Origin of the sequence: Moritella sp. Urea-trap-13, from assembly GCF_002836355.1 — a bacterium.
GTDB lineage: Bacteria > Pseudomonadota > Gammaproteobacteria > Enterobacterales > Moritellaceae > Moritella.
This window is the reverse complement of record NZ_PJCA01000031.1, coordinates 326153-339237: the sequence shown is the minus strand read 5'-3', so window position 1 is coordinate 339237 and position 13085 is coordinate 326153. Positions and strand designations below refer to the sequence as shown.

The 13085-nt window shown below is 39.9% G+C and carries 8 protein-coding genes; all 8 read right to left on the bottom strand.

The genetic code is table 11. The annotated features are described in order from the left end of the window. Nucleotides 1–25 precede the first annotated feature (25 nt). Complete coding sequence (locus tag CXF93_RS09470) at nt 26–667, bottom strand: metal-dependent hydrolase (RefSeq protein ID WP_232784160.1); 642 nt, start codon at nt 665–667, stop codon at nt 26–28. 8 nt (nt 668–675) lie between these two features. Further along, a complete protein-coding gene (locus CXF93_RS22245; protein ID WP_232784159.1) occupies nt 676–987 on the bottom strand; it encodes a metal-dependent hydrolase in 312 nt (103 codons plus the stop codon). Between the two features lie 263 nt (nt 988–1250). Beyond that, on the bottom strand, nt 1251–2558 hold the full coding sequence (locus CXF93_RS09465) for a DEAD/DEAH box helicase (protein ID WP_101062249.1): 1308 nt from the start codon (nt 2556–2558) through the stop codon (nt 1251–1253). A gap of 246 nt (nt 2559–2804) precedes the next feature. Continuing rightward, nucleotides 2805–3632 (bottom strand): nitrite transporter NirC, encoded by an 828-nt coding sequence (gene nirC / locus CXF93_RS09460; protein WP_101062247.1) that lies wholly within the window; start codon nt 3630–3632, stop codon nt 2805–2807. A 203-nt stretch (nt 3633–3835) separates the two neighbouring features. Further along, the gene (gene nirD, locus CXF93_RS09455) at nt 3836–4162 is read right to left on the bottom strand and encodes a nitrite reductase small subunit NirD (RefSeq protein ID WP_101062245.1); all 327 of its coding nucleotides are present in this window, start codon (nt 4160–4162) and stop codon (nt 3836–3838) included. Continuing rightward, nucleotides 4159–6708 carry a nitrite reductase large subunit NirB gene (gene nirB, locus CXF93_RS09450; protein ID WP_101062243.1) on the bottom strand — a complete coding sequence of 850 codons (2550 nt, stop codon included), beginning with the start codon at nt 6706–6708 and terminating at the stop codon, nt 4159–4161. Before nirB ends, nirD begins: the two co-directional genes overlap by 4 nt. Before the next feature lie 296 nt (nt 6709–7004). Then, nucleotides 7005–9773: an HD domain-containing phosphohydrolase gene (locus tag CXF93_RS09445; RefSeq protein WP_304442117.1), complete on the bottom strand. Its 2769-nt coding sequence runs from the start codon at nt 9771–9773 to the stop codon at nt 7005–7007. 261 nt (nt 9774–10034) lie between these two features. Beyond that, nucleotides 10035–12866: an HD domain-containing phosphohydrolase gene (locus CXF93_RS09440; protein ID WP_232784158.1), complete on the bottom strand. Its 2832-nt coding sequence runs from the start codon at nt 12864–12866 to the stop codon at nt 10035–10037. Nucleotides 12867–13085: the final 219 nt, after the last annotated feature.

Here is a 13085-nt window from a genome sequence, read left to right as displayed (position 1 = left end):
AATCTGAATAGAAGATGAATGGGTCTTACAGTCTTAATGGTGAAATGACTTTCCAGCCATCCGTTTCCTTCTCTGCTAATGCGAACTTGAAAGCATAACCAACATGACCGGTTTTGATTCTCAAGTCTGTCGCCACTAATTGCCCTTCAACTTCTTCTAAGCGAATAAAGCCATTGGTAAACCAATCAAGCGAGGTTAACGCAGGTGTAGTGACGTCTATCACGCCATAACCGAGGTTTTGTTTTTCCGATATATCGACAGTATTCATTAGCACATTCAAGGTCACATCATAATAAATACCGTCATCGACTACGATAGCAATCCACCAATTCAGGCTTGGATAAAGCGGCGAAAGGAATACTTTGTCGGCAGGTATACCATTACTTTTTAAAGCCAGTTCAACTTTACTCAGCATCTGAGTTTGAATTAATACACTCAGTAATAAATAACCACTACTGAGCGCTAAACCAATATGGTTTACGCGTCTTGCCTTTTGCTTACTCTCGTCGCTATTTTTACTGCGCCACAAGTAAACACAACCCACTAACAAAGGCAGTGTATACAAGGGATCAATAACAAAGATAGAAGCGATAGAAATAGGATTGCCAGCTAACGGCCAAAACAACTGTGTGCCATAACTAGTAAAAGCATCCGCAGAATACTCCATGATTCCTGTTAGTTTCCCAACGCAGAGTGAGTTAAACAACACAGCCAAAATAGCCGTTGATTGGAAATGACATCTGTTTTGAATTTCAATTTTAGTGCAGCAAAGCAAATAAACGCGAAGGGAAATAATACAAACAAAGAATGAGAGAAACTGCGGTGTTCCGTAAAGCTTGCTACGGCATCTGCGGCTGGCATAAACACATCTAAATCTGGAATTGTACCCAAGACACCACCGATAATGACAGCACTACGGCCAAGTTGTTTATGGGCTATAGCAGCTCCAATAGCACCACCTAATACAATTTGAGTTACTGAGTCCATGGATGTCCCTAACGTAAATAACCTTGAGTACTATCGTTAATTAATCTTAAATAATATAGTTAAATTAATCGCATTTTATCCACGACGCAAGCTTTGGGCTATTTTAATAAACGCGAGTAACAAATTCATCATGTTATAAAAAAAAGAATGGCCAAGGTTTCTCAACCTTGGCCATTCATATCAACTTGTCTATCTAACGCAGCTATTACCATCTAAATCTATTTATTACGATTTAAACTTACTACGTAAAGCTGCTAGCCAAATTAACGGCTTGGTTTTGACTCTTTCTTCGCACGGTTATTAGTTTTCTTACCGTAAGAGCGATTCGTCGCGCGACGTTTATCAGTAGTTCGGCTGTTGCCTTTATCTGATTTACCGCCACCCTTACCGCGACCGTCATCAACAGGTTTGCTTAGATCAGGTTCATAACCCGGTAACCATTGCGCCACTAAACGGGTATCAAGCAATGTTTCAATTTCTTCTAATAACCAGTTTTCACCGATGCTTACTAACGACGTAGCAGTACCAGATAAACCAGCACGGCCAGTACGACCAATACGGTGAATGTAGTCTTCTGCTTTAAACGGTAATTCAAAGTTGATTACATGCTTAAGCTGTTCGATATCAAGACCACGTGCAGCAACGTCTGTCGCCACTAATGCGCGTACGTTACCCGCTTTAAAATCTTCCAGACCACGTTCACGTGCGCCCTGTGATTTATCACCGTGTACAGCGATTGTCTTAATACCATCTTTACACATTTCTTTTGCTAGGCTATCTGCAGCCTGCTTAGTACGCGTAAAGATAAGTACTTGACGCCAGTTACGTGAACCAATCAAGTAAGACGTTAGTTCACGCTTACGATCAGTATCGACAGCATAAAATATTTGTTCTACTTGCTCAGCTGCTGCGTTACGCGTATCAACTTCAACTAATAATGGATCGTTTAACAAGCCTTTGCTTAGTTTAAAGATCGCATCATCAAATGTTGCCGAGAACAACATCGTCTGACGTTTTTTCGGTAGATGTTTTAAGATGCGGCGGATCTCTTCCATAAAGCCCATATCTAACATACGGTCAGCTTCATCGAATACAATCTTTTCAACAAACTCAAGTGTTAGCGTTTCACGATCTAATAGATCAAGTAAACGACCAGGTGTTGCTACTAAAATGTCAGCACCTTGAGCCAATGCTTTTACTTGTGGGTTAATGCTAACACCACCGTAAACAAGTTCAGCCGTTAGTTCGCTACCTTCGCTATACGCAACAAAGCTTTTGTGAACTTGCTGTGAAAGTTCACGCGTTGGCGTTAATACTAATGCTCGGATTTGTTTTTTAGCTGTTGTGTCATCGCTTGAGCTAGCAGTTAATTGCTGGGCCATTAACTGCTGAATGATCGGTAATGCAAACGCTGCCGTTTTACCGGTACCAGTTTGTGCACCACCCATAATGTCACGCCCTTCCAGAATAGCTGGAATAGCCTGCGCTTGAATTGGCGTAGGTGTTTCATAACCTAACTTGGTAACAGTATTAACTAAATTTTGATTAAGATTTAAAGCAGAAAAACCCATAATGACCTTACTAAACACAACAACAGAAAATATAGTCGCGCAGTGTACCAGAAGTATTACAAGATTACAGATAAAGTCGATAAAGCTATGATTTAAAGGATTAGACCAAACATGCTGCATATAAAAAAACCAAAAAAAACGCCCCCTACATTCATTACGAATACCAAGGAGGCGCTTATCAAAGTAAATCTAAACTTATCTATTGGCTCTAGACTGCTCTATTGCATAGAAAAATTAACAGACAGATTATACTTTAGCTGTGTTACCTGTCACTACTGTTACTTTATCAAGTTCTTGAGTTACTACAGGACGTTCTGCTTTTGGCGTTGAGTACCAGTAGCCTAGGCCCATGAATGCAGTACCAGAAATGATATTACCCAGTGAAACCCATAACAGGTTGTGACCAACACCAACAAGATTGAACGCTTCTTGGCTATCACCGAAGTAAGACATTGCAAAAATAGTCATGTTAGCAATTGAATGCTCGTAACCAGACGCGATGAACGCTAATAGACACCACCAGATAGCGATGAATTTACCAGTACCTTCAACACGTTGACACATCCAGATTGCTAGACATACTAACCAGTTACATAAGATACCTTTAAACAGTAGTACCATTGCTGGTGCCGTAGTTTTTGCTAACGCAACTTTATGTACCAAGCTTTCTGAATTACCTAATAATTTACCGCCACCAGCATAATAGAATAATGCTGCCACTGCGATTGAACCAATCAGGTTATATAACCATGTTTTTGGCAGAATACGTAAGTTATCACCCCAAGTAATAGCACCTGTTTTCGCGCCCAGAGCTAAAAACATAGTGTGACCAGTAAACAGTTCTGAACCAGCGATAATCACTAATGTTAATGCGATACCAAATGTCGCGCCCATCACTAATGGACGAATTGATGGATCAACCATATTACCCAAAGTGAAGATTAAAATAATGCCAAGACCTACATACGCACCAGCCATTGCACCGCTGATAAGGAAACTAATTGGATCAGTCTTGTCTAGTTTTACGATTCGCGCAGCATTAGCTGAACATTTTTTGATTGTATCTGCGTACATAAGGAATACCCTTTTTTATAATTGTTAAATTCGAAATTGATATACCAATAATGACTACACACTTGCTTACGTCATGGTGTAATTAATTATTCGTTATTGGGCTAGCAACTCACTAACTTTTTCCATATTTGAATGCCCCACTCACAACAAGTGAGGCATTATTTAATCTGTCATGATGCTATGTGAGATGTCATGCGTAATGTTTAAGCACTAATCTCGACAGCGTCTTTGTTCACTCGCACTTTATACGTAGCGAGTGATACCAGATCATTCTCTAAACACTGACCAGTGGTTAAATTGAAGCGCTGTTTCTTCAATGGGCTTGCGACCCAAAGTTGCTCGTCATGTTCACAGATGATACCGCGTGACAGCACGTTTGATTTTGCAAACGGGTCCATATTGTCGATAGCAAATAATTCTTCATTGTCACGTGGACGGAATATCGCAACTTGCTTACCATTAACCAGTGCACAAACGCCAGTTTTTGGGGTGATGTCGTTTAGCTGACAAACGTTAATCCATTTACTCATGCGTGTTCCTCCACAGTGATTGTATAAGTATCGGCTTTCTCTTCGATTGTAGCCGGACGATGTTGATCACGTGCAGCAACAAAGCGAACATTGCTGTCTTGCTCTTTAGAGTTAATAAAGTGAGCGAAACGTGTTTGCTGTTCTTCACTTTCTACCACTTCAGACCATTCACATTTGAATTCAGTGATCAGTTTGTTGATGTCTGTTTCTAGCTGTTCATTGATGCCCAGTTTATCGTTAACAACCACTTCACGTAGGTAATCAACACCACCTTCTAAGTTATCCATCCATACCGAAGTACGTTGTAACTTGTCTGCGGTACGTACATAAAACATCATGAAACGGTCTACATATTTAAGCAACGTAGCTTCGTCTAAGTCTGATGCCAATAAATCAGCGTGACGCGGGGTCATACCACCGTTACCACACACATACATATTCCAGCCTGCGTCTGTTGCGATAATACCTAAATCTTTACCCTGTGCTTCTGCACATTCACGTGTACAACCTGATACACCAAACTTCATTTTGTGTGGCGTACGAATACCTTTATAGCGGTTTTCAAGTAACACACCTAAAGCAACACTGTCTTGCACACCAAAACGACACCAGGTACTACCAACACATGTCTTCGCCATACGTAATGCTTTTGCATACGCTTGACCAGTTTCATAACCAGCAGCAATCAGTTTTTTCCAAATTGTGGGTAAATCACCTTTGTGTGCACCAAATAAACCAATACGCTGTGCACCGGTGATCTTGGTATAAAGGTTATACTCTGCAGCGACTTCAGCAAGTACCGCTAATGCTTGAGGTGTTACTTCACCACCCGCCATACGAGGGATAACTGAATAAGTACCGTCTTTTTGCATGTTACCAAGGAAGTTATCATGGGTATCTTGCAGGCCAACATTGTCGCGGCTTAATACATGGTCACCCCAGCAAGACGCTAAGATTGAACCTACAATTGGCTTACAGAATTCACAGCCGTAACCTTTACCGTATTTAGTTAATAGCTCTTCAAAGGTCTTGATGCCTTCGATACGAATAAGGTGGAATAGCTCTTGGCGAGAATATTCAAAATGACTACATAAGTGGTTTTTCACTTCGATGCCAGATTTAGCCAGTTCTGAATTCAGTACTTGAGTGATAAGCGGTACACAACCACCACAACCCGTACCCGCTTTCGTTACTGCTTTAATTTCGCCCATTGTGGTGTGACCATCAGCAACCGCTGCAGCGATCTTACCTTTGGTTACATCAAAACAAGAACACAGCACAGCTGAATCAGGTAATGAATCAACGCCCATTGCAGGCTTATCACCGCCCGCATGTGCGGGTAGAATCAAGCAGTCTGGATGTTCTGGTAAGTCCATGTCGTTTAGCTTAAGTTGTAACAAGCTACCGTAATCCGATGTGTCACCGATTAATACCGCACCTAATAACTTTTTACCGTCTTCTGAAACAATAATACGTTTGTATACTTCTTCTGTTTCATCAAGATAAACAAAGCTCTTACAACCAGGAGTACGACCATTGGCATCACCGATACTACCTACTTTCACACCAAGCAATTTCAGCTTAGCACTCATATCAGCGCCTTCGAATGCGTTGTCGTTACCTAATAGATGGTCAACAGCAACTTGTGCCATTTTGTAACCCGGAGCAACTAAACCAAAGAATTGTTCATTCCAAGATGCACATTCACCAATTGCGTAAACATCACTGTCGCTAGTAACACAATGGTCACTAATAGTGATACCACCACGACGACCCGTTGCTAAGCCTGATTGATGTGCAAGTTTGTCTTGCGGACGAATACCCGTTGAGAAGACAATGAAATCAACTTCAAGCGAGGTGCCATCGGCAAACATCATAGTGTTACGTGCAGTTTCACCTTCGGCAACAATTTCGAGAGTATTTTTACTGGTATGCACTTGCACGCCCAGTTTTTCAATTTTTTTACGGAGTTGCTCACCGCCCTCACGGTCTAGCTGCTCTGCCATCAATACTGGCGAGAACTCAATTACATGTGTTTCTACACCTAGTGCTTTCAATGCACCAGCAGCTTCAAGTCCTAATAAACCACCGCCGATAACAACACCGCTTTTACTGCGTTTGGCTGTCGCTTCAATGGTTTTTAAATCTTCGATAGTACGGTAAACAAAACAGTCTTTGCTTTCGTTACCTTTAATTGGCGGCACCCAAGGTTTTGAGCCTGTCGCCATAACCAACTTGTCGTATTTAATTTCACGACCTGAGTTTGAATAAATGATTTTCTGCGAACGGTTAATGTTGATCGCACGTTCACCAATCAATACATTGATATTATGCTTGTCGTAAAAACCTTCTTTTACTAACGATAATTCATCTGCAGTGTGGTGAGAGAAATAAGAAGAGAGGTGGACACGATCATAGGCAACGCGAGGTTCTTCACAAAACACGGTTACATCAAAATTTTCAATTTCTGCTTTTTCTACTAGATCTTCGATGTAACGGTGGCCAACCATACCATTACCGATAATAACCAGTCTGACTTTGCTCATAAGTATTCCTATATATTTATTATGTAGGTATTTTGAGGTATTACTTAAGGGATGAACATGACCTAGATCAATTCTGAATGACGATAAATGTGAACAAGATCAAAAGTGTGAAGTGAGACGTAATTTTATAACGAGAAATGGCATTATCAAGCGAATAGCCGCCTACATAATGCCATTAGTGTAATTTAAAAACAACAAAACCCGCAATAAAACTACTCATAAGTAGGTATTTACGCTATTTTTGTTATTTAATTACATTTATAACTGAGTGATAGGCAAGGTGATTGACTGAATAACTAACTAACTGCAGCTAGCGTTTTTAGATAGATAGACCTAAGCGCTGGAACATCAACAAAATCGAGTTGTTCAGCTGTTAAGTATTCGTCAGCATACTCTTGATAAACACCTTGAGTTAAAAACAAATCAAACACGTCGCCATCAAGGTGTTCATCTTTAACCATGAATGACATGATCTTCAATGAATGACTTAAGGTTTTTGCCGCTTTATAAGGGCGATCATTGGCTGTTAATGCTTCAAACACATCCGCAACCGCAATCATACGGCCACCAATAGGGATCTCTTCACCTTTTAACTGCAGCGGATAACCTTGACCATTCATTTTTTCATGATGACTACCAGCAATAAGCGGGACATTCTTAAGGTGTTCTGGGTATGGTAGCTGATCAAGCATGAGATAGGTTTGCACGATATGATCATTAATGTTGTAACGTTCTTCAGGCGTTAACGTACCACTTCTAATCATTAAATTATGCAGCTCACCGCGATTGTAACGGTGTTCAGGCTGGACCATTTTAAAGTCACGTTTACTGTTTGCTTGTAACTGTTTTTTCTCTTCCCAAACAAACAAATGCTCGGGCTTGTCGGCCAGGATTTTCTCAATCACTGGCAATGTCTTATTGGCATCACGCTTTTTCGCTAATTCTTGTTGCGACACACCAATATCATCAGGCAGTGTACGTAACCAAGTGCGCTCACCAATTTCAGCCAAACGTCGTTGCTTCTCTGGATCTAAAAATTCACTGCCCGGATTACAACTAGCAATAAAGGCAAACTCATCATCAAGCTCTTGTTTTAAATCATCGCAAATTTGTTGCGCTTGCGCTTCACTAATCCCCTCGGCAATCGATTGCCAATAGACAACGTCAGCATCACGTTTTAATACTTCATAACGCATACGAATTTCATGAATACGGTCGTAAATGGTTTCTAACTTAGTGGCCTTATCCATCACGTAATCAGGTGTCGTTACTTTACCGCAGTCATGTAACCATGCCGCGACCAACAATTCTTCCCAACCTTTTGTCGTTAATGAAAAATCAGCAAACTTATCGGTATCTGCTGCAGCCGCTTTGGCTAACATCTTGGTTATTTTAGGTACTCGCTGACAGTGTCCACCGGTATAAGGTGATTTAATATCAACAGCTGTCGCGGTCATTTCAACGAATGAATGGAATAATTCACGTTGCTCGTCTACTTTTTCTAAATGCTCTAATACGATCTCATTAAAGCCGATGAATTCACGCACAAAGCGTAAACGATTACGCGTATCATCAGTGATATCAAGGGTAAAGCCTATTAATAACGCCCCGGTATTATCATTATTACGATTGAATAACGGGATAATAAAACCTGAATGACACGACATATCCGTAAATATGTGATTCGCTTCATCCGCTGTTAGCTCATAGATAGACTGTTTAAAAGCCTTTGGATTGTGGTCATATAAACACTGTAAATTAAAATCTGCGGTGGTGCCCGACTTCGCTGACAGTGTAAACTCACCACGGCTATCGGGTGTATTAGTAAACAGCTGACAATCATCCGCCGACAAAATCTCTTTTACCTGCGTTACAATCGATTCCGATAGCTCTTCAGGTCGTGACGTGCGCGCTACACTGCGTAGGTTATTAAAGAAATCTAATAATACATTTTCCATCAAGCCCATCGCTTCATTAAGCTTATCAATTTCTTGAATATGTGAAGCTTGATAGCGTTTACGTTGAAAGCGGAAACGTTGAATATTTTCGATAGAGTCCGTTAAATAAGTCAGCGGACTAGCAATACGGCGAGCGATACACAATACAATCAGAAATGAGATAATGACGGAGATCAGCGAGATGATAATAAGATCATTACGCAGACTTGATGAGGCTTCAAACAAATCATCATGGGACACAAAGTTGACCACCCTCAACATGCTACTATCTGCAAGCGTCAACGGCGAAATCATTAATTCCCAGGTGTTGCCTTGCCAAACCACGGTTTTCGCTGACAGATTTGATTTATTTTCCGCTTCAAATTCCTTAACTAGCAGATCAAACTCAAGATCTTCAGCAGTAAATAACTCCTTACCCATCATCAGCGAGAAGAGCTGATTACTACCAATGATTTGCGCGTCAGTATTGAGTAAAAATATATTAGAGTTGGTTGAGAATTCAAAGTACTGCACTAATTTTGTCAATTTATCTAAGGTAAGATCTACCCCAATAATCGCATCGCCAGAGCGGGTTTTACGCGAAAAAGTAATGCCATCTTGTGCCGGGTTAGAGAAATTGTACGGCCCAGTCATGTAGATTTGGTCGTTATTTTTAACTTCGTTATACCAAAGTCGCTCACGAGGATCGTAATCACTGCTTATGTACTGTTCTTTCATCAATTTCATATCAGCGTCATAGAACTGAATACGCTGCGCACCGAGAGTATAATAACGCACCATTAGGCGTGCATCGACAGGCGCTGATAAGCTTTGTTTGACCTTTAGATCATAAAGAGGTTGAAACAGAAAAGCACTGCCATCATCTTTACCAAAATACATTGAATCGAGGTACTGATTTTTTTCCAGTATCGCCGTCATCGCCTCAAGCCAAGCGGGATCGGGAGTTCCCACATCGCGAGCGGTAAACCGCCCCATCGCCAAGGTGTTTAATAGCGTACTGAGTGGGGACGTCACTTTTTCAATTTTTACCGAGAGTTCTTGCGCGTAGTTAGTCACGATATCTTTCGATAAGGTTGTTGATATTTGTTGTGAGTGCTGCACACTCACATAGATTAACGCGCCACTCAGCAAAGAAATTATCGAGATAAATATACTTGCTATATATCGCCTAAATGACATCGACTTAATTATCAAACTACTACTCTTCCATCTACTAAAGTGCCGCTATAATAATGTTTCATTACCATGAAAGATATTAAATAACGGCTTAAAACCAAAGAAATATGCTTTCTATATTGCTCTTTATAAAACGATAATATTTCATTTGAAAATGCATCAAGTGTTATGTATAAATGACTACGTCTACGCTTAGCTAGACTGCAACAGCATTTTAATTGCGCATATATCAACCGTATCAAACTGTGATTTAAGTAAGTATTCATCGGCATATTGTTGATAAATACCCTGAGTAATAAACAACTCAAATAAGTTCGCATCTAAATCACCATCTGCAACCATGCTTGCCATAATCATCAGCGATTCATTTAGCGTCTTGTATGGTCGCTCTGCTGTCGTAAGCGCTTCAAACGTATCAGCAATCGCAATCATACGACCACCAAGGGGGATTTGTTCACCTTTTAATTTCAGTGGATAACCACTGCCGTTGATTTTCTCGTGATGCGAACCGGCAATAAGTGGTACATTTTTTAAATGTTCGGGGTATGGTAGTTGATCAAGCATTAAATACGTTTGAATCACGTGGTCATTGACGTTATAGCGTTCTTCTGCTGTTAATGTACCGCTGGTAACACGTAAATTATGTAATTCACCGCGATTGTATTGATGCTCAGGTTTTCTTAATTTGAATTCACGTTTGCTCTGCGATTCTAATCTTTTACTTTCCAACCAAGGATATAAATGCGTTTGCTTGTCTGCCAATATTTTTTCTGTGATCGGTAGTACTTGTATCTTTGTATCTGCTTTATCGAGTGCTTCTTGTGACAAGCCGATATTATCTGGTAATGTGCGCAGCCAAGTACGGTCTGCTATTTGCTCTAATCGCGCAATCGCTTCAGGCTGCAGTTCTTCATGGCCAGTATTACATTGGGCTATAAATTCAAACTCACTTTCTAATGCTCGCTTTTGTTCATCGCAGACTGCTTTGGCGATAATTTTATCTTGCCCTTGGGCAACAGCTTTCCAATAGATTATATCAGTGTCACGTTTTAGCACCTCATAACGCATTCTCACTTCATGGATACGGTCATAAATAGTTTCAAGTTTAGTTGCTTTGTCCATCACATAATCAGGTGTTGTCACTTTACCGCAGTCATGCAGCCATGCCGCTATCAGCAACTCCTCCCAGCCATCTTCTGTTAGTGAAAATTGTTTAAATATTTTGGTGTCTTGCTCAGCGGCTTTAGCAATCATTTTGGTGATTTTTGGCACTCGCTGGCAATGCGTTCCCGTGTAAGGAGACTTGATATCAACAGACGTCGCCATCATTTCCACAAATGCATGAAATAACGCGCGTTGCTCATGCTCTTGTTCAAGTTGTTCGAGTACAATTTCATTAAAGGCTAAAAACTCACGAACAAAATGGATTCGATTACGAGTATAGGATTTTATAAAACCTTCAACACCGACAACTAATGCACCTATATGTACATTCGCACGATTTAATAATGGAATGATAAAACCTGCCGTGCAGTGCGACCCCACAAATAAAACTTTACTATCTTTTTGTTCTAACTCGTAAATAGACTCTGAAAAAATCGTTTTGTTGCAGTCATAAAGCGATTGTAAATCAAAACACTCACCCGCTTCTGAATTTGCCGTAATTCTAAATGAATGGCGATCCATGGGTGAATTAACAAATAATTGGCATGCATCACAGGCCAGTATTTCTTTTGCTTGCGTTACGATAGACGTCGATAACTGTTCAGACTCTGTCGAACGGGCAATATCACTGAGGTTTTGAAAGAAATCTACCAGTACATTTTCCATCGAGCTCATGGCCACATTAAGATCATTTATATCGTTAATATTTGATTTTTTATAATTTTTACGCTTAAAATTAAAATGTTGAATATTTTCAAGCGATTTAGTCATATAAGTGAGTGGTTTAGCGATCTTTTCTGTCATAGTTAAAATAATCAGAAAAGAAATGAACACGGTGATTAAAGAAATAACGATCAGCTCATTGCGTAGTATTGCTGAACCATATAATAAGTCTTTATAAGCAACAAAGTTCACTAGATACAAAACATCTTCAGTGCTGATGGCTAATGGCGTGACCACCAACTCCCAATCTTGGTCTTGCCAAAATATGGTACTAAATAAGGTTTGATCTACTTTTATATTGTTGAAATCAGGTAAGAACTCCGCAATCTCAAGTTCTTCAGCAGTAAACAATTTCTCGCCATTAATTAATGCTATAGCTTGGTTACTGGAAATAATACGTTTTGATGCCGTCAGTAATAACACTTTGGAATTAGCTGAATACTCTAACTTCTGAATCATATTAGTGAGTGAATCCAAGGTAAAATCAACCGCTATAACACCTTGTTTATTCTTTAACATTCTCGAAAATGTAATACCTACTTTACGCGAAAAGTAAAATGCATAAGGTTCTGCCATGTGAATATCCATGTCATTTTTGGCGTTTTTAAACCAATCTCGCGTACGCGGATCATAATAGTTACTGTGCGAGCGTTTCGAACCAATACGACGCATTTTGTGATCGAAATAAAGAGCTTGTTGTTGGCCACTATTACGATTAATTTCGAGTATGAGCACGGTAGTATCGGGTGCAGAGTAACGCAACAGTTCAGTTTCGTTATGTATCGACCTAACAAGGTAAGAGTTACCATCGTTATTACCCACATAAAACGAGGCAATATGCTGATTTTTAGTTAACAGCATATTCATCGTTTCTAGCCATTGTGTCGGCTGTTCATTAAATTCTTTAGCAGTAAAACCAGAATTTGCCAAAGTATTAAGCATGGTAATAAGTGGGGTTGATAATTCTTCCAATTCAACTTTAAGCTCATTGGAATAATTTTTTACGATGTCTTGGGATAAAGAAACAGAAACGGTTTGAGAATGCTTCACACTCACATAGATCAGTACCGCACTCAGCAAGGATGCAATAGAAAGAAAGATACCTGAAATATACCAACGAAATGAAACCGAACGCATGCCTTGCCAACCCATAACTAAAAATACATATTAACAATTTGTTATAGAATAACCTTTAAATAACACTCGGCATATTACGTTCTGAGAATAAATGCCCAATCTACAAAGTTCCATGCGTATTTTTATATAATAATTAAGTTAATGACACTCCATGTTAATAATATCCGTGTCATGGTTAAAAAACATACCAACTATTCTTTAAAATTCCCATCTCACATG